Source organism: Amycolatopsis sp. NPDC003731 (assembly GCF_053586895.1).
This window is the reverse complement of sequence record NZ_JBSFNC010000036.1, coordinates 46497-68325: the sequence shown is the minus strand read 5'-3', so window position 1 is coordinate 68325 and position 21829 is coordinate 46497. Positions and strand designations below refer to the sequence as shown.

25 protein-coding genes and 2 pseudogenes are annotated in these 21829 nt (G+C 71.4%); 18 read left to right on the top strand and 9 right to left on the bottom strand.

The features are described from left to right. Positions 1-5: 5 nt before the first annotated feature. Entirely contained in the window at positions 6-863 is an 858-nt protein-coding gene (locus tag ACWDN5_RS17755) for an NAD-dependent epimerase/dehydratase family protein (RefSeq protein ID WP_449677070.1), read from the bottom strand. A gap of 138 nt (positions 864-1001) precedes the next feature. Here ACWDN5_RS17755 and ACWDN5_RS17750 point away from each other — a divergent pair, with 138 nt between their 5' ends. After that, positions 1002-1859 (top strand): LysR family transcriptional regulator, encoded by an 858-nt coding sequence (locus ACWDN5_RS17750; RefSeq protein WP_449677069.1) that lies wholly within the window; start codon positions 1002-1004, stop codon positions 1857-1859. Positions 1860-1888: 29 nt separating this feature from the next. Here the strand turns inward: ACWDN5_RS17750 and ACWDN5_RS17745 are convergent, their stop codons facing one another. Then, positions 1889-2413, bottom strand: a complete 525-nt coding sequence (locus ACWDN5_RS17745; protein ID WP_449677068.1) for a TetR/AcrR family transcriptional regulator — start codon at positions 2411-2413, stop codon at positions 1889-1891. Between the two features lie 159 nt (positions 2414-2572). Between ACWDN5_RS17745 and ACWDN5_RS17740 the strand changes: the two genes are divergently transcribed. Both ACWDN5_RS17740 and ACWDN5_RS17735 read left to right on the top strand, forming a co-directional pair. After that, positions 2573-2950 (top strand): VOC family protein, encoded by a 378-nt coding sequence (locus ACWDN5_RS17740; RefSeq protein ID WP_310971737.1) that lies wholly within the window; start codon positions 2573-2575, stop codon positions 2948-2950. Positions 2951-3158: 208 nt separating this feature from the next. Continuing rightward, positions 3159-3611, top strand: coding sequence for an ATP-binding protein (locus tag ACWDN5_RS17735; RefSeq protein WP_310971736.1), 453 nt, complete (start codon positions 3159-3161; stop codon positions 3609-3611). Positions 3612-3910: 299 nt separating this feature from the next. Here the strand turns inward: ACWDN5_RS17735 and ACWDN5_RS17730 are convergent, their stop codons facing one another. Next, positions 3911-4732 (bottom strand): GAF and ANTAR domain-containing protein, encoded by an 822-nt coding sequence (locus tag ACWDN5_RS17730; protein WP_310971735.1) that lies wholly within the window; start codon positions 4730-4732, stop codon positions 3911-3913. Between the two features lie 375 nt (positions 4733-5107). On the opposite strand from ACWDN5_RS17730, the gene ACWDN5_RS17725 reads away from it, so the two are divergent. Then, complete coding sequence (locus tag ACWDN5_RS17725; RefSeq protein ID WP_449677067.1) at positions 5108-5479, top strand: STAS domain-containing protein; 372 nt, start codon at positions 5108-5110, stop codon at positions 5477-5479. A 155-nt stretch (positions 5480-5634) separates the two neighbouring features. Here the strand turns inward: ACWDN5_RS17725 and ACWDN5_RS17720 are convergent, their stop codons facing one another. Beyond that, positions 5635-5928 (bottom strand): hypothetical protein, encoded by a 294-nt coding sequence (locus ACWDN5_RS17720; protein ID WP_449677066.1) that lies wholly within the window; start codon positions 5926-5928, stop codon positions 5635-5637. A gap of 265 nt (positions 5929-6193) precedes the next feature. Continuing rightward, positions 6194-7126: a hypothetical protein gene (locus ACWDN5_RS17715; protein ID WP_449677065.1), complete on the bottom strand. Its 933-nt coding sequence runs from the start codon at positions 7124-7126 to the stop codon at positions 6194-6196. Between the two features lie 265 nt (positions 7127-7391). Here ACWDN5_RS17715 and ACWDN5_RS17710 point away from each other — a divergent pair, with 265 nt between their 5' ends. After that, complete coding sequence (locus ACWDN5_RS17710) at positions 7392-8150, top strand: S1 family peptidase (protein WP_310971731.1); 759 nt, start codon at positions 7392-7394, stop codon at positions 8148-8150. Here ACWDN5_RS17710 and ACWDN5_RS17705 read toward each other — a convergent pair. Both ACWDN5_RS17705 and ACWDN5_RS17700 read right to left on the bottom strand, forming a co-directional pair. Next, positions 8137-8640, bottom strand: coding sequence for an AbfB domain-containing protein (locus ACWDN5_RS17705; protein WP_449677064.1), 504 nt, complete (start codon positions 8638-8640; stop codon positions 8137-8139). The two genes, ACWDN5_RS17710 and ACWDN5_RS17705, sit on opposite strands and share 14 nt — an antisense overlap. 187 nt (positions 8641-8827) lie before the next feature. Further along, positions 8828-9175 carry a hypothetical protein gene (locus tag ACWDN5_RS17700; protein ID WP_449677063.1) on the bottom strand — a complete coding sequence of 116 codons (348 nt, stop codon included), beginning with the start codon at positions 9173-9175 and terminating at the stop codon, positions 8828-8830. A gap of 154 nt (positions 9176-9329) precedes the next feature. Here ACWDN5_RS17700 and ACWDN5_RS17695 point away from each other — a divergent pair. Further along, positions 9330-9554: pseudogene (locus tag ACWDN5_RS17695) on the top strand (transposase family protein); the annotation flags it as partial. Positions 9555-9909: 355 nt separating this feature from the next. Here the strand turns inward: ACWDN5_RS17695 and ACWDN5_RS17690 are convergent. Beyond that, entirely contained in the window at positions 9910-10239 is a 330-nt protein-coding gene (locus ACWDN5_RS17690; RefSeq protein ID WP_449677062.1) for an ABC transporter permease, read from the bottom strand. 210 nt (positions 10240-10449) lie between these two features. Between ACWDN5_RS17690 and ACWDN5_RS17685 the strand changes: the two are divergent. From ACWDN5_RS17685 to ACWDN5_RS17670, 4 genes and pseudogenes are all read left to right on the top strand, one after another. Further along, a pseudogene (locus tag ACWDN5_RS17685) lies at positions 10450-10950 on the top strand (phage tail sheath family protein); the annotation flags it as partial. Positions 10951-10965: 15 nt separating this feature from the next. Continuing rightward, positions 10966-11409, top strand: a complete 444-nt coding sequence (locus ACWDN5_RS17680; protein WP_043785975.1) for a phage tail protein — start codon at positions 10966-10968, stop codon at positions 11407-11409. 4 nt (positions 11410-11413) lie between these two features. Next, positions 11414-11854, top strand: a complete 441-nt coding sequence (locus ACWDN5_RS17675; RefSeq protein WP_449677061.1) for a hypothetical protein — start codon at positions 11414-11416, stop codon at positions 11852-11854. Further along, positions 11851-12009: a DUF6760 family protein gene (locus tag ACWDN5_RS17670; RefSeq protein ID WP_003098516.1), complete on the top strand. Its 159-nt coding sequence runs from the start codon at positions 11851-11853 to the stop codon at positions 12007-12009. Before ACWDN5_RS17675 ends, ACWDN5_RS17670 begins: the two co-directional genes overlap by 4 nt. A 174-nt stretch (positions 12010-12183) precedes the next feature. Here the strand turns inward: ACWDN5_RS17670 and ACWDN5_RS17665 are convergent, their stop codons facing one another. Beyond that, positions 12184-12813, bottom strand: coding sequence for a hypothetical protein (locus ACWDN5_RS17665; protein ID WP_449677060.1), 630 nt, complete (start codon positions 12811-12813; stop codon positions 12184-12186). 364 nt (positions 12814-13177) lie between these two features. Here ACWDN5_RS17665 and ACWDN5_RS17660 point away from each other — a divergent pair, with 364 nt between their 5' ends. The 8 genes from ACWDN5_RS17660 (at position 13178) to ACWDN5_RS17625 (ending at position 21827) form a co-directional block, all read left to right on the top strand. After that, positions 13178-15118 carry a hypothetical protein gene (locus ACWDN5_RS17660; RefSeq protein ID WP_449677059.1) on the top strand — a complete coding sequence of 647 codons (1941 nt, stop codon included), beginning with the start codon at positions 13178-13180 and terminating at the stop codon, positions 15116-15118. Positions 15119-15131: 13 nt separating this feature from the next. After that, positions 15132-15578 carry a phage tail protein gene (locus ACWDN5_RS17655; RefSeq protein WP_003098522.1) on the top strand — a complete coding sequence of 149 codons (447 nt, stop codon included), beginning with the start codon at positions 15132-15134 and terminating at the stop codon, positions 15576-15578. Positions 15579-15581: 3 nt separating this feature from the next. Next, positions 15582-16349, top strand: coding sequence for a CIS tube protein (locus tag ACWDN5_RS17650; RefSeq protein ID WP_043785963.1), 768 nt, complete (start codon positions 15582-15584; stop codon positions 16347-16349). Beyond that, complete coding sequence (locus tag ACWDN5_RS17645) at positions 16342-18165, top strand: VgrG-related protein (RefSeq protein WP_310972883.1); 1824 nt, start codon at positions 16342-16344, stop codon at positions 18163-18165. Before ACWDN5_RS17650 ends, ACWDN5_RS17645 begins: the two co-directional genes overlap by 8 nt. A 13-nt stretch (positions 18166-18178) precedes the next feature. Beyond that, positions 18179-18460: a PAAR domain-containing protein gene (locus ACWDN5_RS17640; RefSeq protein WP_310972882.1), complete on the top strand. Its 282-nt coding sequence runs from the start codon at positions 18179-18181 to the stop codon at positions 18458-18460. 1 nt (position 18461) lies between these two features. After that, a complete protein-coding gene (locus ACWDN5_RS17635) occupies positions 18462-18872 on the top strand; it encodes a GPW/gp25 family protein (RefSeq protein ID WP_449677058.1) in 411 nt (136 codons plus the stop codon). Continuing rightward, positions 18872-20833 (top strand): putative baseplate assembly protein, encoded by a 1962-nt coding sequence (locus tag ACWDN5_RS17630; RefSeq protein ID WP_449677057.1) that lies wholly within the window; start codon positions 18872-18874, stop codon positions 20831-20833. The genes ACWDN5_RS17635 and ACWDN5_RS17630 overlap by 1 nt, the downstream gene beginning before the upstream one ends. Positions 20834-21287: 454 nt before the next feature. After that, positions 21288-21827 (top strand): phage tail protein, encoded by a 540-nt coding sequence (locus tag ACWDN5_RS17625; RefSeq protein ID WP_449677056.1) that lies wholly within the window; start codon positions 21288-21290, stop codon positions 21825-21827. The last annotated feature ends 2 nt before the right edge of the window (positions 21828-21829 follow it).

Below are 21829 nucleotides of genomic sequence, written 5' to 3'. Positions count from 1 at the left end.
CTGGTTCATTGTGCGGTGAACTCGGTCAGCGGGTCGGTGTGCACCGGTGTCCACCCGAGCTCGCGTTGTGCCTTGGCCGAGGTGAGCTGCTGGTCGAGGGCGAAGGCGTCGGCGATCGGGCCCATCTGCTCGCGGGCCTGCTCGATGCTGAGGGAGACGGTCTTGCCGTCGAGCCCGGCGGCGTGGGCGCAGGCCTCGGCGACCTCCTTGGCGGTCGGGTTGACCCCGCCCACCCCGAGGTACACCGAGCCCGCCGGAGCGGACAGTGCGGCCACGTAGAGGCGGGCGAGGTCGTCGAGGTGGATCAGGGCCCAGTGGTTGCCGCCGTCGCCGAGGTACGGGATCGCGCCGCTTTCCTTGCCCGGCTGGACGAAGAAGACGTCGATCAGGCGGTTGTCGCCACCGTAGAGCAGGCCGGGCTGCACGATGACCGGCCGGCCGCCGTTCTTCGCGCGGGCCAGCACCGCGTCTTCGACGGGCTTGCGCCACGCGACGACGCCCGGCGGGTTCCACGGCGCGGTCTCGTCCCGCACGCCGCCGGTGTCGCCGTAGACCCAGCTGCCGCCGGTGTGCACGTAGGTGCCGCCGCCGACGCCGTCCTGCACCGCGGTGGCGGCCGCCAGATCCTCCTCGCCGCTGGTGGCCTGGGCGAGGTGGATCACGGCTTCCGCCCGCGCCGCCGCCTGGTTGAGCACGTCGAGGTCGGAAAGGCCACCGCGGACCGCGCTCGCCCCGGCGGCCACCACCGCCGCCTCGGCGCGGTCGCTGCGCGCGAGCGCCTCGACGGTGTGCCCGGCCCGCACCAGCTCGCCGATCGTCGCCCGGCCGATGTAACCCGAACCGCCCGTGAGGAAGACCTTCATCACTGTCCTTTCGATCGCGTTCCGTTGCCCCTCCACGGTGACCCCGGTGCCCCGGGCGCGTCCAAGACCCGTTCCGCACGCTGTGATGCCGCGACGGCATCACAGACCTGCGATGATGGGCGCGGGAGGTGGGCCGACGTGGACTTCGACCTGCGGAAGCTGCGCTACTTCGTCGCGGTCGCCGAAGAGCTGCACTTCGGCCGGGCCGCCGCGCGCCTGCACATCGCCCAGCCCGCGCTGTCGCGCCAGATCCGCGCCCTCGAAGACGAACTGAAGACGCCGCTGTTCGTCCGCGACCGCCGGAGCACGGTCCTCACCGCGGCGGGCGAACAGCTCCTCACCGACGCCCGCGACCTGCTGGCCGCGGCCGAAGCCGTGCACCGCCGGGTCACGGCCGCGGCCGAAGCGAAGCCGGTCCTCACGGTCGGGTTCATGCCGGGCATCGTGGTCACCCCGGCGGTGCGGGCACTGGCCCGGCAGGGCATCGCCGTCCGGCTGCTGCGCACCAGCTGGCACGACCAGGTCGAAGTCCTGCACGACGGCCGCGTGGACGTCAGCATCATCAGGCTGCCGGCCGACCAGCGCGGGCTGACCGTGCGGCCACTGTTCACCGAACCCCGCGTCGTCATGGTGCCCGCCGGGCACCGCCTGGCCGGGAAGGAGTCCGTGCCGGTCACCGAACTCGCCGACGAGCACCTGCTGCAGGACCCCGACGCCGTCCCGGAATGGCGGGACATCGCCCTCGAGCTCCGCCGGCCCGACCGCCCGGAAGTCCCGCGGATCGACAGCGTCGAAGAGAAGCTCGAACTGGTCGCGGCGGGCGCCGGGATCAGCGTCATCCCGTTGTCGACGGCGACGTTCTACACCCGCTCGGACGTCATCGGCGTCCCGGTCGAGGACATCGGGCCGAACCAGGTGTCCCTGGCCTGGCTCGCGACGCGCCGAACACCCCTGATCGACGCCTTCCTCGCCGCCGCGGGCAACCTGGTCCCCTAGACTCGGGCCCGCTCGTCATGTCGAACGGGTCAGGCGCCGAGATGGTCGAGGGCGTCCTCGACCACGCGCGCGACGAACGCGGCGTCGAGGGGTTCGCGGGAGAACCAGCGACGGTAGAACAGCGGCCCGGCGACGGCGGCGGTGACGTCGGCCGGCCCACGATCCGCGGCGAGCTCGCCGCGAGCTTGCGCGCGTTCGGTCACCACACCGAACGGAGCCATCAACCGGGCGTGCAGATCCGCATGCAGCCCGGCCAACTCGGGATCGCGCTCGGCGGCGTCCACGATGGAGGGCAGAACCGCCGCCCAGCGGGCGCTCCGCAGCTGCTCGGCCAACGCCTCGGCCAAGGCGACGAGATCCCCGCCGAAGCTGCCCGTGTCGGGGACCGGAGGCGCCGACCCGATCGTCGAGCACGCCTCGATCAGCAGCGCGGCCCGTGACGGCCAGTGGCGGTAGATCGTGGTCTTGGAGACGCCCGAGCGTCGCGACACCTCGTCGATGCTGACACCGCCGATACCGCCGGCCGAAAGCAACTCGTACGTCTGGGCAAGCACCGCCGCCTTGGACCGCTGGACTCGAACGTCGACGAAGTCCCCGGATCGGGCCACGTGGTGATCTCCGTTCTTCTCCTCACCGAAAACAGTACGGTACTGTACCGTACTGTTTCGCGGAGCCGGACAGCCCGGCTCGCCGAGAGCAGCCAGGAGAACGCCGTGAAGCTCGCCTCAGTACGCCTCGTCACCGACGACCTGCCCGCCCTGACCGCTTTCTACTCCACGCTCACGAACACCGAGCCGGTGACCCCCTTCGGGTCCGGCGACTACGCCGAACTGCACACCGAAGGCAGCATCATCGCGCTGGCCAGCAGCGCGGGGGTCAAGCGGTTCAACAACAACGCCGCCGTAGCCGCCGCCAACCGATCCGCCATCATCGAATTCGAGGTCGACGACGTCGACGCCGAACGCGCCCGCCTGGGCGACCAGGTCACCGCCTGGGTCCAGGAACCCACCAACCAGCCATGGGGAAACCGGTCGATGCTCCTGCGCGACCCCGACGGCAACCTCATCAACATCTACTCCACCGGACACTGACGGCACCGGCAGCTGCCCGAACGCCGGGCTGAGGTCCGGCTGGGCTCCAGGCAAGGGCCACGGCGCGTTACCCATGCCCCGGTGAACTGTGCCCAGTGCCGCAGCGGCGATCGCCGATTCGCGGGATTGACGCCGCCGAGGGCTGGGTACCGCTGGTGTGCGGACGTCTTCAGCAGGGAGGACGGAGCCCGGAAAGGGACGATCGGTCATGCCCGAGGGGAGCGACGCCGGAAGCGAGGCGGCGCCGTGGTCGTTGGACCTTCGCGGCACCACCGCCCCGGTCCTGGTGCAGGTCCGCCGTTGGGCCTCGCGCACGCTGACGCAGGTCGACGACGCTCACCTGGGTGATGTGCTGCTCGTCGCCACCGAGCTGGTGACCAACGCCTACGACCACAGCCAAGGGCCGTTGCAGATCCGGATGAGCCATACGCCGACGCCGTGCCGGGTGCGGATCGAGGTCGACGACAGCTCCCCGGACCAGCCCGTCGTCGCGGCACCGTCTCCGCAGCGGCTCGGCGGCCGCGGCATGCAGATCGTCGACAAGCTCGCCGAGACCTGGGGCGTGCTCGCGCACCCGGCGGGCGGCAAGACGGTGTGGGCCGAAGTGTCCTGCGCCGGGCTGGACGCGATGTCCTGCACTGCGGCGCGCGCCCACCCGTGACGGCGGCCATCACCTGGGCGACCGCGGCCGGCAATCCCGGGACCGCGGCCTCGACGGAGCCGACCTGATCGAGGAGCGTCCCCGGACAGCGATCCGAGAGCGCCCGGTGCACCGACGTACGGGATCCCGGCAGCCCGAGGCGGTTCCGCCGGCCCGAGGTCTGGACCGGCGGAACCTCGGTCCGGGCCTTCTGCGCGCGGAAGGCCCGGACTTGGCGACTGACTACCCAACCCGAAATTGATTCACACCGTTCGGCGGCAGTCATTGCTCTGTTCGGACCCACTACCCGCCGGGGCAGTTCAGCCGTCGAGCTCATGGTGCCGCTGGGTCAGCGTGCGGGCCAGCTCCGCCAGCTTCACGTTCAGTTCCTGCGACGTGCGGCGGAGAATGTCGAACGCCTCGTCGGCCGACACCCCGCGGCGGTTCATCAGGATGCCTTTGGCCTGCCCGATCACGTCCCGGCCGTCGATGGCCCGCTGCAGGTTCTCCTCCCGCAACGCGGCCGCGGTGTGCGCGGCCGACCCGGCCAGCGCCAGCGACGCGTGCGACGACAAGATCAGCGCGTGGTCGACCGCATTGTCACTGAACGCGCCCGTGCGCCGGCTGTAGAGGTTGATCGCGCCCGGCGGCAGGCCGGACTTGCGATCCGGCAGCAACGTCGTGGCCAGCAACGACCGGAACCCCAACCGCGCCGCCCGCGGCCCGAACTCCGGGAACGCCACCGAGCCGGCCAGGTCGTCGCTCAGGCAGTGCCCGGGCCCGTCGTGCCGCGCGGCCTCCAGGCACGGCCCCTGGCCGGTCCGGTACTGGATCCGGTCCAGCTCCTCGGCCTCCGCACCGGTCCGGACGGGGGTGTGGAACCCGCCGTCGGGCGAGCGCATCGTGATGCTCGCCAGTTCGGCGCCGGGAACGATCCGCAGCGCGGCGGACACCACGCGTTCCATCGCCTCGTGCAGGGAACCGGCCTCGAGGAGCACCGAGGCGAGCGCGCCGAACCGCTGCGCCAGCGGCCCGTCACCATCAACGCCACACCGGTCCCAGCCGTCACCGGCCGGCTCCGCTCCGAACGTGACCCGATCGGCCTCCCACGGGTCGTCGGTCTGCGCGTAGACGTCGGTCAATCCGGTCTCCTCTTACCCGCCCGATCGCCGGGCACCGCGCCCACACCCTACCGACCGGCAGGAGCAGCTGCTTGCTCCGGCGGAATCGCCCGCATGGTCATGAGGGACGCGTCGGTCGGCGGTAGAGCGATTCAAATACGATGCAAGCTGACTACCCAGCATCGCGGGCTTGGACCTCGCCACATGCCGTCCGTGCCTCGTGATTACCCGAGCACACTGGATCGCCGCTCTGTCAGGACACTCTGCCGACTCGGCATTCCCGAGCTCCGCAGCGTAGATTCGCATCGTTCCTGCATCGCAGACCGGAGGTCCCATGGCACCCGACCAGCTCGCCTGCCGGGCACATCGGTCCGCGACCGCACCGAAGCCACGGAGATGACCGCAGACCCGCCACCGGCGCCGGCCGCGTTCACCATCTCCGCGCATCGGGAAGGCCCGGTCACCCTGTTGCGCCTGGACGGCGAATTCGATCTGAACGCCCAGGACGCGCTGGCCGAAGCGCTGGCCGCCGCAGGTGCCACCACGGTCGTCGACGGGCGGAACATCACCTTCTGCGGCGCCGGCTGCCTGGGCCGCCTCCTCGCGGCGGCTTACCAAGCCGGGCGCCGAGGCGGCCGGATCATCCTGGCCACGACGGCTTCCAGGGTGTTACGACCGCTGTCCGTGCTCGACACCGGCCATCACCTGACGGTGACCGCGCTTCCCGACGAGGCGCTGGCCCTGCTATCGGCCACCGATCTGCGGTGATCGCGCCTACGCTGCGAAGGCGCCCGGTAAGCGAGAGGATGTCGTCCTCGTGACCGAGTCCGCCGCCGAACCGGTCGCCGGAGGGCGATGATCGGAGCCGGAACGGCCGCCACCCGAGCCGATACGGGACGTTGTGACGACCGGGCCGCGCGGCGTCAGATCGGGCGTTCGGACAGCTCGCTTTCGAGGATCTCCTGGAGCTTCGCTTCCTCGTGGATCCACCGCCACCGCAGCGCGGCGAACAGCGCCACGAAGCCCGCGACCACGCCTACTATGACCATTCCGGACGGAGTATCGGCGACCGGAACCGCGACCGCGACGGCGAGCAGCCCCAGCAGCGGCCACCATCGCCACGACCGCTCGCGCGCGTGCCGGGGACGATAGGCCACCATTCCGAACAGCGGCTGGCGCACGCTCATTTGATCGTCCTCCACGGTGTCGGCGGTCACCTCGGCGGGCAGTGTGACGATGCGTAGTCGCACACCCCCCCCCAATTGTTGGCCAGCCTCAACGATCGAGGTACGTCTACACGCACCAACCACACCTCCGTGTCACAGTGATCACCCGGGCGGATCAGTGACTCTTCGCCTCGGTAGCACCAGCGAGACAGCCACGAGATGTCGGCGCCGGCGGCTGTCGACGGGGACATTCGGCTGAGGGGGCTTCTTCAGCGAGCCGGCAGCATGCTCGACGAGAACCTACGGCCGTGACCGATCAGGGCCAGCCCCAGCGCAGCCCGCGGATGCCGGCGCCCACCTCGCTCGCGAAGCAGAGGGCAGGCGTCTCCGGCGCCACCGGGACAGCGGCGACGTCGCGCTCCACACCACCCGGCCCGTCCAGCCGGTAAGCGTGGCAGGCCGAGGGCAACGCCTCCGGCGCGAAGTGCACCTCCACCAGGTGCTCGGCCACCGGATGCCGGAAGCGGCGATCGTAGCTGGTGTCGGGTACGTCATCGGTGTATTCGAACTCGTACTCGAGGATCGCGATCTCGCCGACCGCCAGCGGGCGGACCGGGACCAGCTCGCTGATCACGAACCCCGGCTCCGCCAGGACTTCGGTGCGCACCGCCCGGCAGTACCGCGTCGACTCCAGCCGCGGCGGGCGGCCGGGGGCGCAGCCACGGAGAGCCACCACCCTGGCCTGGACCGGTTCCTCGATCGCCCGCACGACCTCGCGCACCCGCAGGCGGGTGAGGCACCGGTCGGCGCCCACATACACGGCCTCGTGCAGGCTGAGCACCAGCAACGATGTCTCGTCGGCCGCGTCGAACGAACGCAGGACCGGCAGCACGCCGTTGCGCGGACCCCACAACCGTTCCCAGCCCACCGGATCGGGCGCGCCGCTGTGGCCGGGGCGGGACAGCAGGCCGGTCAGCGAGCGGGCCGGCAAACCGAGGACGTCTTCCAGCACCGTCACCGCGCGCAGGGAATGCGGCCGCTCGGGGCGAGTCCGCCCGGTGCGCCAGTAGCTGAGCGTCGTCGTGCTGACCGGAACACCCGCGGCCGTCAAGCGGCTGCCGAGGCGGGCAAGTCCCAGGCCGCTGCGGTCGATGGCCAGCGAGAGCGCGCGGCTGAACGGGCCCTCGGCGAGGACCTGCGCCAGGTCCCGCCTGGCGGCCTCCGGCGGCGGCACCGCGAACAACGGCATGGCGATCCTCGGCGTCGGTGCGGAGAAACGAGGTGCCGTCGGCGGATCGCGCCGGCGTGGCGGAAGTGTCCGGTCGTGCCGGATCACCACCGGTCTAACAGGCGCGGACCACGCCTGTCACCCGACGAACGTCGGCGGACGACGCACAACCCGCCGAAAGATCCGTCTTCTTCCGTTGATCCTCTCCGATCTTCCGACGGTTACCGAAGCAACACCAGCTGATTACGTTCGGTGAGTCCCCACCGGTCCCCGTCAAGGAGCCCCGATGCGCAATCCTCTCGCCCGATCCGCCGCTCTGCTCGCCGTGTCCTGCGCCGCGTTCGCCACCCTCGCGGCCGCCCCGGCGTCGGCGAGCACCCCGGTCACGCCGGTTCCGTCCGGTGCCGAACCGTCGATCATCGACGGCAGCACGGCCCAGAACCCCGGCTACATCACCCGGTTCAACGGCCACGCCAACGGCTACACCTTCTTCTGCACCAGCACGTTGATCGGCGCACGCTGGGTGCTGACGGCCAAGCACTGCATGTACGACGACAACGGGCGGCGGCTGACCGACATCGACCTCTACGTCGGCTCCAACAGCGCCTCCGGTGGCGTGCACGCGAAGGCGTCCTCGACGTACGTGTACTCCGGCGGCGACCTCGCCCTGATCAAGCTGAACACCAACGGAGGCAGCACCTTCGCCCGGCTCGCCGGCAGCTCGTCGGACGCACAGGAAGGCGACTCCGCCCGCGTCTACGGCTGGGGCGCGACCCAGTCCACCGACGAAGGCAACCACCAGTCGGCCGTCCTGAAGCAGGCTTCGGTGCGGATTGCCGACACCAGTGCCACCGACTACTTCGGCGGCCCGGCCATCGCGGCCGACACCCTCGACGGCGCGGTGGCCGGCGGCGACTCCGGCGGCCCGATGATCGACGACGGCGTGCAGGTCGGGGTCTGCTCGACCAGCGACCGGTCCAGCACCACCACCTACGGCAGCGTCGCGGCGGGCCGCAGCTGGATCCGCCAGGTCAGCGGTATCTGACGACTGCCGCGCGGCGGTGTCGCCGACGGTCCACCCGGACCGTCGGCGACCTCGCACGGCGACCGCCCGGTGAATCCAGAGTTCCGACATCGAGAAAATCGCCCGCGCGAGCACGGTCTGGGTCAGCCAAGGCGTCGTCGGCGTTCAGCCGGAGCCGGAACGCGTAGTGGCGCAGGAACCGGCTGGGCTGGTCGGCGGACTCGAAGGTCAGGCAGGAGCAGTTGGCCGGGCCCGCCCGGACGATCCAGGTGGCGTCGGCGTTCGTGGTGGCCGGGCCGGCCGAGTCGACCGCGGAGAGGACGACCTGGTCGCCGGCGTCGTTGGGGCGCAGGATTTCCGCGCGCGGACAAGGCCCACCACGGACCGGACCGAAACCAGCCACGACCACCACCAGCGCACCGGCCGCCGCAAGCCACCACGGCAACCCGGAGTCCGGCACCGCCGCGACCGACGACATCTCCGGTGCCGTGGCGCGCTGCGCCGGTCTCACCCGTCAGCGCAACCTCATTGCCGTCGCCGCCGTGGTAGGTGAGCCGGAGTGCGCCGACCGCCGCCCCCTCGGGCAAGCCGGCGAAAGTGTCCGGCGTCGAAACCGGTGACCATCGTGATCGCAATCGCCGCGGTTCTGGCCAGCGCGTGAAACACGGTGGGACGCCGAAGCGCCCCACCGCCACTATTCACTTAGGCCAGTAATTGAACCTGTAGCCGCTGTAACAGATACCTGCGCAGCTGGGGTCACGAGGAAAGTACTCGATCGGCCCAACTTTGTAGTATCGAGCGAATTCGCTCCGCTCAACAACACAGCTATTGTAGTTTTCGCCACACCATTTGCTGTTGACATCCGCCACGCCGACACTGGCAGACGCCGCCGCGGCGCCGCCCTGAGCAGCCATCGCGACACCCGGAACAGTCAACGCCGCTACTGCGGCACCGGCCACAACGAACGTCTTTACAAGATTCTTCACAATCCCCCTTGGAAATTGCAGGCGGAATTCGGATTCCGCTTGTTCGCGCAGATGACGCATGAGTTACCGAGCTCAATGCACAGCGAAACGCGAAATAGAATCCGTTTTCCCCCGGTCAGGTTCGAATACGCCTGAGGAGGCTAGCATCAAGTTGATCATCCCGCCAGGCCAACCCCGGACTCCCGCGCCGGACGGGTGCGGCAGCCGGCCACCGGCCGCGCAGGCACCGGCCCTGGAACCGGCGTTGCCGGCCGCGAAGATGGCCGGGTACAGCCACGTCGGCATCGACGGCACCCTGATCGAGACCGACCGGTGCCGCACCTCCGGCCCGACCGAGGGAATGGACCTGTGGTGGTCGGGCAAACACGCCAACCACGGCGGAAACATCCAGGTCATCACCACCCCCGACGGCTGGCCCTTGTGGACCTCCGAGGTCCGCGCCGCGTCGGCGTAGAGCCGGCGCGGCCGCTGGCGTGGCTTACCGACCATGCCGTGGATCGGAGGGATGGCGTCGATCAGCTCGCCCGCGGCGACACCGACACCGGCCTGCACCTGTGGCGGCAGACCGCCGACCGACTCCGGTCCACAAAGGATACCGGGCCCGGCGCCGACGGCTGGGCGTGGGAACCCAAGCCGTCACCGTGATAGCCCACGCCCACTACGGACGCCTCGACCCCGTCGCCGAGATCACCGATGACCTCGACCGCGCGCGGACGGCCGCCGAGCGCGCCGCGGCAGTGCGCCTGATCGCCCTCGCCGAACGCTGCGCGCCGCCGCGATCGCGGCACTGGCACTCAGGCCGTGGGATCGCGCCTGAACAACGCCCGCGCCCACACGCACCCCGCGACGGCGAACCCCGCGCACCAGGCCACGGCGATCCACGCACTGGTCCCGACCGGCGTACCCAGAAGCAACCCGCGCAGGGTGTCGAAGACCGGAGTGAACGGCTCGTTGCGCGCGAACCAGCGCACGGCACCCGACATCGTGTCCGTCGGCACGAACGCACTGCTGACGAACGGCAACACCTGCACCAGCAGGATGAACAGATTCGCGCCCTCGGCGTTCTTCGCCGCCAGCCCGACCGCGACGGCCAGCCAGGTCAGCGCCGACGCCAGCAGCAACACCAGTCCCGGCGTACCGGCGCAGGTGCTTCAGGTTGCGCCGCAGCATGGTCGCCGAATCGCGTAGCTCATCGAGCGGCCTCCTTCTCGGTCGTTAGGGCGAAGAAGACGTCGTCGAGGTCCGGGGTGTGCACCGACAGCGTGAACGCGGACTCGTCCCGCGTCCCTTCGCCGAGTGCCCGGGCGCCTGCAGCCGGACGTGCCCGCCGGCGACTCGCCAACGAGGTCGTCCGCGGCGCCCTCGCCCTCGAGACGCACCTGACCAAGGCGGAGCAGGAACTGCTCAACCCGATCGGCGTCAACTGCGTGCGGTCGTTCTCCGGCAAGGGCATCCGGGTCTGGGGCGCGCGGACGCTGTCGAGCGACCCGGCGTGGCGCTACCTGAACGTCCGGCGGCTGTTCAACTACCTCGAGGAGTCGATCCTCGGCGGCACCCAGTGGGTCGTGTTCGAGCCGAACGACGACGCGCTGTGGGCCCGGATCCGGCGCACGATCAGCGCGTTCCTGGTGATGGAGTGGCGCAAGGGCGCGTTGTTCGGGCTCACCCCGGACGAGGCCTTCTTCGTCAAGTGCGACCGCGAAACCAACCCCGCCGAGGGCATCGACCTCGGCCAGGTGATCTGCGAAGTCGGCATCGCCCCGGTGAAACCGGCGGAGTTCGTGATCTTCCGGCTGGCCCAGATGTCCGGCGGCACCAGCCTCGTCAACGAGTGATGAAGGGGTTCTGACATGGCACTTCCCGATCTCGACAAGGCTGTCGGCCACTCCTTCGGGCTCGAGATCGATGGCGTCCAGATCAAGCAGATCTCCGAGGTCTCCGGCCTCAAGATGGAGCAGGACGTCATCGAGCTCAAGCAGAACACCGTCGACGGCAAGTACGTCATCAAGAAGCTGCCCGGCCGCCCCAAGGCGGGCGAGGTCACGCTCACCCGCGGCCTCACCGAGGACAACAGCTTCGAGAAGTGGGTCAAGGACGCCCACTTCGGCAAGATGACCACGGCCCGCAAGGGCGGCGCGATCATCGTCTACGACTACGAAGGCGCCGCGATCAAGCGCTACAAGCTCACCAACGCCTGGCCGAAGAGCCTGGAGATCGGCTCGCTGAAGGCCGGCGACACGAGCGTGCTCACCGAGAAGCTCGTCATCACCTACGAGCAGATGGAAGTCGAGTGAGCCGATGCGCAGGGTGATGGCCTCGGCGCCGGAGGCTCCCGTCGCTCCGGACGAGCCGCGCGCCGAGCGGCCGAAGCTGCGGACGGAGTTCGCGTTCGAGCTCCCGCGCGGGTACGTCGACGACGAGGGCAAGGTGCACCACTCCGGGGTGATGCGCCTGGCCACCGCCCGCGACGAGCTGATCCCGCTGCGGGACGACCGGGTGCGCGAGAACTCGGCGTTCCTCACGGTGGTGCTGCTGGCCCGGGTGGTCACCCGGATCGGCGACATCACCGACGTGCACGCGGGGATCATCGAGAACCTGTTCGCCTCCGACCTGGCGTTCCTGCAGGACATGTACCGCCGGGTCAACAGCGAGGGCCACACCAGGGCGGGCGTGGCGTGCCCCGAGTGCGGCCACGGCTTCGTCGTCGACGTCGCCGGTGGCCGCCTGGGGGAATCGTGACGTACGCGGCCGACCGGCTGCACGAGGAAGTCGCGTACGTCGCCTACCACCTGCACTGGTCCCTCGACGACATCCTCGACCTCGAACACCCCGACCGGTTGACCTACGTCGCCGAGATCGCCCGGATCAACACCCGGATGAGCCAGGGACGGTGACGCTGGAATGTGGTTCCGCAGGAAGGCGCCTGCTACGCCTTCGCCTGTTTCGTTGCCCGTGACGCGGGGGGAGTGGCGGAGTGTGCCGCCGATCCAGCGGGTGCTGGCCGAGCACCCGCTGGTGAACCCGGTGCAGCGGTTCAGCGCGACGCTGACGTCGTGGCGGAGCCCGGGCTACCTGGAGCCCTTGGGGCACCGGGTGGGGCCGGCGGAGCCGGCGGGCGTCATCGGCGACCTGGTCCGGCCGGTCGGGGCGTCGGTGCAGCGGGTCGTGGCCCCGGCGGTGCAGAGGTCCGCGGAACCGCCCTCGATGCCGCTGGTGCTGCCGGTCGTGGCGAAGCGCCCGGTGGTGCAGCTGCTGACCTCGGCGGGGAGCGTGGACACCCCGCCGGTGCGCACGCTGCAGGCGATCGCGGAGCCGTCCCCTGTGGACACTCCGGCGGCCTCGGACACCTGGGACGCCCCGGTGGTGCCCGTGGCGACGCCGGAGCCGGTGGTGGCCGAACCGGAGCCGGTCGAGCCGCCGCGGCCGGAGCTGCCGCTGGTCCAGCGGACGGAGCAGGCGACACCCCGGCGGCTGGGACTCGGTGCGCCGATGCTGCCGGTCGCTCCGGGGTCGCCGCCTCGGGAGGCACGGGCAACCGGATCACCGCCGGTGAACAGCTTCCGCCCGCTGGAGCCGCCTGGGACACCGGGCGGCTCGACGAGCGTTTCCGAGCCGGTGGGTGGATCTCCGGAGCTGGTGGTTGCGGCGGAGACCTCGCTGGGGGCGGGCGAGCCTTCGATCTTGGCGCAAGGTTCCACGTCGGCGGCCGAGACACCGGGATCCTCTGGTGGGGCAGTGGTGCAGAGGTCCACGTTGCACGAGACCTCGGCGTTGCCGGTAGCGCAGGGGCCGTTGGCGCAAACGTCCTCACAGCCGGCAGCCGAGACCCAAGCTTCCGAGCTCCCGGTGGCGCAGAGGTCCCCGTCGGCCGGTCCGGTGGGGCAGGAGCCGCCACTTCCGGTGGTGCGAGCGACGGAGACTCCGACGGAAGCAACTCTCTCGGCGAATCTGCCCGGCGGGGGACCGCCGCTTCCGGTCGCTCGGGTGGACGAAGGCTCGTCCCCGGTGGGCAACTCCGAACCGCCCGCGGCCGATGACTCGGCCGGAGCGGGGACACTCCCGGTGGCCAAAGCGATTGAAACCTCGGGACTTTCCGCGGCTCGCTCGGGCGATGACTCCGCCGCGCCGATGGGCGGAGCAGGCACGCTGCCGGTGGCCAGGGTGATCGAGCCCCCTGGGCTCCCTGTTGATGGCTCGGCGACGGGAGCGACCTCGGCGCTCCCGGTGGTTCAACCCCTCGATGGCCCGGCGGCGGCAGCCTCCACGCTCCCGGTGGCGCGGGCGATCGAGACCTCGGCGCACTCCGGGGCGGGCGGCTCGGCGACCCAGGGGACGGGAGCTGCGCTGCCGGTGCTCCCGGTGGCAGGGTTCGTCGAGACCTCGGCGCACTCCGGGGCGGGTGGATCGGCCGCCCAGGGGACCGGAGCCGCACTACCGGTGGCGCGGGCGATCGAGACCCCCTCGCTCCCCGCGGCGGGCGGCTCGGCGGCCCAGGGGACGGGAGGCGCGCTGCCGGCGCTCCCGGTGGCACGGTCCGTCGAGACCTCGGCGCACCTCGCGGCTGGCGGCTCGGCCACCCACGGGACGGGAGCTGCGCTGCCGACACTTCCGGTGGCGCGGGCGATCGAGACCCCCTCGCTCCCCGCGGCGGGCGGCTCGGCGGCCCAGGGGACGGGAGGCGCGCTGCCGGCGCTCCCGGTGGCACGGTCCGTCGAGACCTCGGCGCACCTCGCGGCTGGCGGCTCGGCCACCCACGGGACGGGAGCTGCGCTGCCGACACTTCCGGTGGCGCGGGCGATCGAGACCCCCTCGCTCCCCGCGGCGGGCGGCTCGGCCGCCCAGGGAACCGGAGCCGCACTACCGTTGGCGCGGACGATTGAAACCCCGTCGCTCCCCGCGGCGGGCGGCTCGGCAATCCAGGGGACGGGAGCCGCGCTGCCGGTGGCGCGGGCGATCGAAACCCCGTCGCTCCCTGCGGCGGGCGGCTCGGCCGCCCAGGGAACCGGAGTCGCACTACCGGTGGCGCGGGCGATCGAGACCTCGTCGCTCCCTGCGGCGGGCGGCTCGGCAATCCAGGGAACCGGAGTCGCACTACCGGTGGCGCGGGCGATCGAAACCCCGTCGCACCCTGCGGCGGGCGGCTCGGCCACCCACGGGACGGGAGCCGCCCTGCCGACACTTCCGGTGGCACGGTCCCTCGATGCCTCGACAACCGCGGCGGAAACCGGACTGCCGCGGCGCGATGCCAATGGTTCGGCGCCCGTGGCGGGAGACGCAATACCGCTCACCGTCGCTCGCGCGGTCGACGGCTCGGGGCCTTCGACCAGAACCGGGCTGCCGCTCACCGTGGCTCGCGAGGCCGACGCCGCGGCCCCCGTGGCGGGAGCCGCGCTGCCGCTGCGCGAGACCGGTGGTTCCGTGGTGCCGCTCGAAACGCCAGCGGGGCTGCCGTCACGCCCTGCCACCCAGGGGACCAACGCCGTGCCGACGCGAACCCTCGCAGGCGGAGCCACTCCGCTGGCAACCGACGGGCTCCCGGTGGCGCGTTCCCTCGACAGCTCAACCCCTGCGCCCACCGCGGGAACCACACTGCCACCACTCCTGGTCACCCGGGCGACCAACACCCCCGAAGCCACCCAGGTCACAACGACGGAAGAGACCACCCCGCCGCTTCCCGTCGCCCGCGCGATCGACGTCTCACCACACAACGCCCCCGAAGCGCGGCCCCAGGCCGCCGCCGACCTGCCCGTCGCCAGGATCGCCGAACCGAGCCCACCGTCCACACCGGACCCACCACCCGCGCCGACACCCGCACCCGCACCCACCGTCACCACAGTCATCCAGCGGGACCCCACCCCAGCTCCCGCCACACCGCAACCGCCACCGCAGCCGGAAACCGAAGAGCTCGTCAAGAAGCTCTTCGACCCGCTCCTGCGCCGCCTCAAGACCGAACTTCGCCTCGACCGTGAGCGCCGGGGTGCGCTCACCGACCGCCCGCACTGAAGGAGGAGCCGCGATGCCGGACACCGAAGAGGCCGTTGCCGTCTGCTATGTCGTCAAGCTGGACGACAAGAACCTCGGCAACCTCGGCGCCTTCTCCAGCTGCGACGGCCTCGGCTGCGAATTCGTCATGGAACAGCGGGAAGAAGGCGGCAACAACGGCATGGTCTGGCAGCTGCCGACCCGGATCAAGTACTCGAACATCAAGCTCTCGCGCCCGGTCACCGAGGCCAGCTCGCAGATCACCAAGTGGTTCGCCAGCCTGGCGAGCGGGATCGAACGCAAGACCGCCACCATCGAGGCGCGCACCCTGGAAGGCAAGGTCATCGCCAGCTGGGCGCTCGAAGGCGTCGTCCCGGTGCGGTGGAGCGGGCCGCAGCTCTCGCCCGACTCACCCAAAGTCGCCACCGAGACCCTCGAACTGGCCCACCACGGCTTCCTCAGCCCGGCGAAGAAGGGCTGACCGATGTCCTCGCCCGTCACCTTCACCTCCGCCGGCTCCCAGCCGCCCGCCGCCTACGGGTCCGGGGAACCGGCGCCCAGCAACCTGCAGCGCGCCCTGCTCGAAGTGCGGAAGCCGCCGCAGTCCGGGGGGACCGGGCAGCCGCCCGGGGACAAGATGTTCGACATCAAGTTCCAGTTCAACCCCAAGGAACTGTCGGTCAGCAAGAACGCCAAGTGGGGCCGCGACGCGCAGCCGAACGCCAAGAAGAGCGCGCCGCCGCAGTTCAAGGGGTCCGATCCGGCCAAGCTGGCGCTCGAAATGTTCCTCGACGCCACCGACAAGATGGACGACGCCGTCGTCAAGAAGGTCGAGCAGCTGTTCACCTGCTGCGTGGCCACCGAGGACAGCCGCCAGCACAAGAAGCCCTCGCCGCCGTGGGTGATCTTCAAGTGGGGCGGGATGACCGGCTTCCCCGCCTACGTCGCCTCCGTCACCGCGAAGTACACGCTGTTCACGCCGTCGGGCACGCCGGTGCGCGCGGTCTGCACGGTCAACCTGGAGGAGATCTCCGGCGAGCTGGGCGGCCAGAACCCCACCTCCGGCGCGCTCGCCGCGCGGGACACGCACGTGCTCGTCGCCGGGGACTCGCTGCCCTCGGTCGCGTTCCGCGCCTACGGCGACGCCGGGAAGTGGCGCGAGATCGCCGACGCCAACGACATCGACGACCCGATGCGGCTGCGGCCCGGCACCCGGCTCCTGGTGCCCGCGCTGGAGGAGCTCGATGGCTAACGAGACCTTCACGAACACCCTCCTGGTCGAGGTCGAGGGCACCGCGCTGCCCGACGACGTCAAGGTGATGCTCAGCTACGCCTACGTCGACGACAGCCGGAACCTGCCGGACACCTTCGTGCTGCGCTTTCGCGACCCCGGGACCGTCGTGCTGGAGAAGGGCAAGTTCAAGGTCGGGGCCAAGATCCGGCTCAAGGTCCAGACGTCGGACCCGGAAGGCCCGCAGGACCTGCTCTCCGGCGAGGTCACCGCGGTCGCGATCGACCTCGACAGCCACGGCACCTTCACCGAGGTCCGCGGGTACGACCACGCGCACCGGCTGTTCCGCGGCCGCCGGGTCACCGCGTACCCGAACATGACCATCGCCGACGTCGTGCGCAAGGTCGCCCAGCGCGCGAACATCCCGGTCGGCAAGATCGACAACGTCAAGGGCTTCGGCGGCCGGCCGAACACCCAGCTGTCCCAGGACAACGTCAGCGACTGGGAGTTCCTGTCCCGGCTGGCCGACGCGGTGGGCGCGCAGATCGCCGTCCGGGACGGGAAGCTGAACTTCGAACTGCCGGAGCAGCCGTCCGGCGCCCCCTCGACCACCACCAAGGCCACCGCGGACCCGCTCGTCCTCGAGGCCCACGGCACGCTGCTCAACCTGCGTGCCAGCGTCACCGCGGCCGAGCAGGTCCCGGAAGTGCGGGTCACCGGCTGGGACTACGAGAACAAGCAGCCGATCAGCGCCACCGCCACCCCGAAGAACGCGGGCACCGACGTCCCCGGGGTGGACCCGGTGGCGCTGGCGGGCAAGTTCGCCAGCCCGCCCTTCCTCGACGCCGCCGCGCCCCGGCGCGCCCAGGGCGAGGCGGACGCGACCGCGAAGGCACTCGCCGACCGGTTCGGCAGCGCCTGCACCGAACTCGACGGCGTCGCCAAGGGCAACCCGAAGCTGCGTGCGGGCACCGCCGTCACGCTCACCGGCGTCGGCCGGCCCTTCTCCGGCAAGTACACGCTGACCAGCACGCGCCACCTGTTCAACGACGAGGTCGGCTACACCACCGAGTTCGCCGTGTCCGGCCGCCAGGAGCGCTCGCTCTACGGCCTGGTCGCGGGCGGGGCGAAGACCTCGGCGTGGCCCGGGGTCGTCCCCGCGCAGGTGACCGACCTCAAGGACCCGGCGAAGCTCGGCCGCGTCAAGCTCACGTTCCCGTGGCTGGACAAGGACTTCACGAGCACCTGGGCGCGCACGGTCCAGCCCGGGGCGGGCAAGGACCGCGGCGCGGTGGTCCTGCCGGAGGTCGGCGACGAGGTCCTGGTGGGCTTCGAACACGGCGACTTCGAAGCCCCCTACGTGCTCGGTGGCCTCTACAACACCAAGGACGCGGCGCCGTCGAAGTTCACCAAGGCGATCGTCGACGGCAACAGCGGGGAGGTGGCCCTGCGCGGGTTCGTCTCGCGGAAGGGCCACAAGCTCGAGTTCGCCGAGGACGACGGCATCATCCTGTCGTCGGGGGATGCGAAGTTCGTGGTCAAGATCGACCAGAAGAACCAGGTCATCGAGGTGACCAGCGGCAAGAGCGTCACGGTCAAGGCGCAGAACGGCGTGAGCATCGACGCCGGCACCGGGCCGCTGGAGCTCAAGGGCCAGAAGGTGTCCGTGAAGTCCCAGACCGACGCCAGCATCGAGGCGACCAGCCAGCTGAAGCTCGCCGGGACGGCCGGGGTGAAGGTCGAGGGCGCCACCGTTTCGGTCGCGGGCCAGGGCCAGACGGAGCTGACCGCGAGCGGTGTCGTCACCGTGCGCGGCAGCGTGGTCAAGATCAACTGACGGGGGAGTGCGCATGCCACCAGCCGCGAGGGTCGGCGACCCGACCGGGCACCCCGGCGTCATCGCCGGCCCGGGGGTGCCGACCGTGCTGATCGGCGGGATGCCCGCCGCGAACGTCGGGACGCTGCACACGTGCTCGTTCCCGCCGCCCGCGGTGCACCCGCCGACGCCGATCGCGCCGCCGGGCTGCCCGACGGTGCTCATCGGCGGCCTGCCCGCGGCCCGGATGGGCGACATGGCCGCCTGCGGCGCGCCGATCGTCATGGGCTGCCCGACCGTCCTGATCGGAGGCTGACGTGGACTTCCTGGGCCGGGGACTGGCGTTCCCGCTGCACACCGACGCGACCGGCTCGATCGCGCTGGTCGGCGGCGAGCGCGAGGTCGTCGAGAGCATCCGGCTGATCCTCGCGACGTCGCCGGGCGAACGCCCGATGCGCCCGGAGTTCGGCTGCGCGGTGCACGACCTCGTGTTCGCGCCCGCCGACGCGGCGACGGCCGGGCAGATCGCCTACGAGGTCCGGGTCGCGCTGGAGCGCTGGGAGCCGCGGATCACCCTCGACGACGTCGTCGTCAGCTTCGACGAAGCCGACCGAGGCACCCTGCTGATCGACATCCGCTACCGGTTGCGCGGCACCAACGACCCGCGCAACCTCGTCTTCCCCTTCTACGTCATCCCGCCGCACGAGTCCGTAGCGGACGGTGCGTGATGTCCCTGCCGATGCCCAACCTCGACGACCGCCGGTTCCAGGACCTGGTCGACGAAGCCAAGTACCTGGTCCAGCGCAACTGCCCGGAGTGGACCGACCACAACGTCTCCGACCCCGGCGTCACGCTGATCGAGACGTTCGCGCAGATGGTCGACCAGCTGCTCTACCGGCTCAACCGGGTGCCCGACCGGCACTACCTGCGGTTCCTCGACCTGATCGGGGTCCGGCTGTTCCCGCCGGCCGCGGCGCGGGCCGACGTGACGTTCTGGCTCTCGGCCGCCCGCGACGTCCCGGTGGTCGTCGCGAGCGGCAAGCAGGTCGCGAGCGTGCGCAACGAGGTCGAGGACCCGGTGGTCTTCACCGTGGAGCGGACGCTCACCATCGTGCCGTGCTCGCTCGCGCACCTGGCGACCAGCACCGCCGACACCGGCCTGCCGCCGGTCGACCGCACCGACGAACTGCTCGTCGGCGGCGGCCCCGCGGCCTTCTCCGAAACCCCGGCCCCCGGCGACGCGGTCCTCTTCGGACTGTCGGACGCCGTGCCCGGCTGCGCGGTGCTGCTGCGGATGAACTGCGAGGTCGAAGGCCAGGGTGTCGACCCGCGCGACCCGCCGTGGCTGTGGGAGGCCTGGGACGGCACCGGCTGGGCGGCGTGCGAGGTCGACCGCGACACCACCGGCGCGTTCAACCGGGCCGGCGACATCGTGGTGCACGTCCCGGACGGGCACGCGATGTCGGTGCTCGCGCGGCAGCGGGCCGGCTGGCTGCGGTGCCGGCTGGTCGAGGCCAAGCAGAACCAGCCGTTCTACCAGCGCCCGCCGCGGCTGCACGCGGTCGAGGCCGCCACCATCGGCGGCACGGTCGGGGCCGTGCACGCCGAGATCATCCGCAACGAGGTCGTCGGGACGTCGGACGGCACGCCGGGCCAGCGGTTCCCGCTCGGCCGGCCCCCGGTGGTCGTCGGGGAGGGCGAACTGGTCGTCGAGGTCTCGGGCCCGGACGGCTGGCAGCCGTGGACCGAGGTCCGCTCCTTCGCCGACTCCGGCCCGGACGACCGGCACGTCCTGCTCGACCGGGTCGGCGGGCAGGTCGAGTTCGGGCCCGCGGTGCGCCAGCCCGAGGGCGGCCTCCGGTACTACGGGGCGGTCCCGGCCAAGTCCGCCGCGATCCGCGTGCCCGAGTACCGCTCCGGCGGCGGGCGGCGCGGCAACGTCGCCCGCGAGGTCCTCGAGGTGCAGCGGGACCCCATCCCGTTCGTCAGCAGCGTGGTGAACCGCCGCCCGGCGATCGGCGGGGTCGACGGCGAATCGGTCCGGGACGCGGCGGTCCGCGGCCCGCTGCTGCTGCGCACCCGCGACCGCGCGGTGACCGCCGAGGACTACGAGCAGCTCGCCCGCGAGGCGGCACCGGAAGCGGCCCGGGTGCGCTGCATCCCGGCGCACGGGCCCGACGGCCGCGAGACCGGCGCGATCCGGGTGCTCGTCGTGCCCGCCGTGCCCGACACCGGCGAGCTCGCCTTCGCGACCTTGATGCTCGAAGCCGGCATGCGCGCCCGGATCGAGCGCCACCTCGGCGAACGCCGCTGCGTGGGCGCGCTCGTGTCCGTGGAACCGCCGTTCTACCAGGGGGTGACGGTGGTGGCGCGGCTGCGCGCCCGGCGCCGGACTACGGCGGGCACGCTGGGCGCCCGGGCGAGCCAGGCCCTCTACGACTACTTCAACCCGATCAGCGGCGGCCCCGACGGCGACGGCTGGCCCTTCGGCCGCCCGGTCCAGTCGGGCGAGGTGTTCGCGGTGCTGCAACGGCTTCCCGGCGTCGAGCTGGTGGAGGACGTGCGGCTGTTCGCGGCCAACCCGATCACGCGGGAACGCGGTGAGCAGGTGGACCGGCTGGACCTGCCGCCGAACGCGCTGGCGTTCTCGTTCGGGCACCAGGTGCGGGTGCGGGAGGCGGGCGCATGAGGACGGGCATCCCCGGGCTGCCGACCCCGCACCCGATCGGCGAGCAGCTGCCCGCGATCGGGCAGTGGCTTTCGCAGGTCGCGGGCGCTGGTGTCGCGAATGACTCATTCGGGACCTCCGACGTCGCGAATGAGTCATTCGAGACCTCTCACCGCGCACCCGCACCGGGTCGACACTCGCGGCACCACCGCCTAGAAAGCAGCGAGGCCCGACCCCGGAAGCTCCCTCGCCCTTCCCCGGGAGGGTTTCGGCAAAGTCGCGGTGGCGCGTCCGATGGCGGCGCGGTTCGTGTCCCGAATGAGTCATTGGAGACTTCAGACGTCCCGGATGACTCATTCGCGACGTTCCGATGCGGCTGCCGCACTCGACAGACAGCGGCGGCGCGACGCCGACCGGTCGACGCCCGGACGTGCCACTGCGACTTTGCCGGACCCCTGGTGCGGGAGGCGGGCGCATGAGGACGGGCATCCCCGGGCTGCCGACCCCGCACCCGATCGGCGAGCAGCTGCCCTCGGTGTACGCCGAGGACCGGTTCGTGCAGGGGTTCACCGGTGCACTCGACGAAGTGCTCGCGCCGGTCATCTCCACTTTGGACAACTTCTCGGGCTACCTCGACCCGGGGGTGGCGCCCGCCGACTTCGTCGGCTGGCTGGCCCACTGGGTCGCGTTGCGCGTCGACGAGAGCTGGAGCCCGGAACAGCTGCGGCAGCTCGTGACGCGGTCGGTCGACCTGCACCGGTGGCGCGGCACGCGGCGCGGCCTCACCGAACACGTGCGGCTGCTGACCGGTGGCGTGGTCGAGGTGACCGACAGCGGCGGGGTGGTCGCCGACCCGCAGCCGGGCGCACCCCTGCCGGACCCGGGGCCGCCGTGGGTGCGGGTGCTCGTGCGGGTGCCCGATCCGGCGCGGGTCGACGTGCGCCGGCTGACGGCGACGGTCGTGGATGCGGTGCCCGCCCACGTGCGGGTCACGGTGGAAGTGCTGGAGGGCTGACG

Coding starts and splice junctions, on each gene's coding strand:
- ACWDN5_RS17755 (WP_449677070.1), bottom strand. CDS start 863: ATGAAGGTCTTCCTCACGGGCGGTTCGGGTTACATCGGCCGGGCGACG.
- ACWDN5_RS17735 (WP_310971736.1), top strand. CDS start 3,159: ATGCCCGAGGGGAGCGACGCCGGAAGCGAGGCGGCGCCGTGGTCGTTG.
- ACWDN5_RS17725 (WP_449677067.1), top strand. CDS start 5,108: ATGACCGCAGACCCGCCACCGGCGCCGGCCGCGTTCACCATCTCCGCG.
- ACWDN5_RS17715 (WP_449677065.1), bottom strand. CDS start 7,126: ATGCCGTTGTTCGCGGTGCCGCCGCCGGAGGCCGCCAGGCGGGACCTG.
- ACWDN5_RS17710 (WP_310971731.1), top strand. CDS start 7,392: ATGCGCAATCCTCTCGCCCGATCCGCCGCTCTGCTCGCCGTGTCCTGC.
- ACWDN5_RS17700 (WP_449677063.1), bottom strand. CDS start 9,175: ATGCGTCATCTGCGCGAACAAGCGGAATCCGAATTCCGCCTGCAATTT.
- ACWDN5_RS17680 (WP_043785975.1), top strand. CDS start 10,966: ATGGCACTTCCCGATCTCGACAAGGCTGTCGGCCACTCCTTCGGGCTC.
- ACWDN5_RS17675 (WP_449677061.1), top strand. CDS start 11,414: ATGCGCAGGGTGATGGCCTCGGCGCCGGAGGCTCCCGTCGCTCCGGAC.
- ACWDN5_RS17655 (WP_003098522.1), top strand. CDS start 15,132: ATGCCGGACACCGAAGAGGCCGTTGCCGTCTGCTATGTCGTCAAGCTG.
- ACWDN5_RS17650 (WP_043785963.1), top strand. CDS start 15,582: ATGTCCTCGCCCGTCACCTTCACCTCCGCCGGCTCCCAGCCGCCCGCC.
- ACWDN5_RS17645 (WP_310972883.1), top strand. CDS start 16,342: ATGGCTAACGAGACCTTCACGAACACCCTCCTGGTCGAGGTCGAGGGC.
- ACWDN5_RS17640 (WP_310972882.1), top strand. CDS start 18,179: ATGCCACCAGCCGCGAGGGTCGGCGACCCGACCGGGCACCCCGGCGTC.
- ACWDN5_RS17630 (WP_449677057.1), top strand. CDS start 18,872: ATGTCCCTGCCGATGCCCAACCTCGACGACCGCCGGTTCCAGGACCTG.
- ACWDN5_RS17625 (WP_449677056.1), top strand. CDS start 21,288: ATGAGGACGGGCATCCCCGGGCTGCCGACCCCGCACCCGATCGGCGAG.